1 protein-coding gene is annotated in these 394 nt (G+C 54.3%); it reads right to left on the bottom strand.

What is annotated here, in order from left to right; genetic code table 11:
• The coding region (locus RMT89_RS41420) for a YjbH domain-containing protein (protein ID WP_315888918.1) at positions 1-394 on the bottom strand (394 nt) is incomplete at both ends.

Here is a 394-nt window from a genome sequence, read left to right as displayed (position 1 = left end):
GCGATGTACTCATAGTTGTCTAAGTTATCCAGCACGGTTAAGGCCACACTGCTTGAAAGCCAGCCGTTAGGGTCGGTTTGGTACTCAGCGCTCAATAGCGCCTTCAAGCGAAAGAGGTAGCCATCTGGCCCACCAAAGTTTTGGTCCAACTGTGGGCCTAGCTGCCAATCAAAACGTTGCTCAGGCGCTTGGTAGAGTGTCTCGGCAGCGTCATTGCCTAACGTTGCATGGGCATAAATGCCATAACGGTGAGCATATTCCTGATCAGCGGAGGCCGCGGCCTGCACAAACGGCTCGCGTTGGTGAACGCTAGAGCGAAGCGGCAAGCCGCGTTCCTGCCAATCAAATTGAAAGCTGGTAATGTCAGGCGCTGCCTGCGCATGCAAGATACGAC

The organism is Streptomyces sp. P17 (assembly GCF_032436805.1).
Classification (GTDB): domain Bacteria; phylum Actinomycetota; class Actinomycetes; order Streptomycetales; family Streptomycetaceae; genus Streptomyces.
This window is presented reverse-complemented; position numbering and strand designations above follow the sequence as displayed.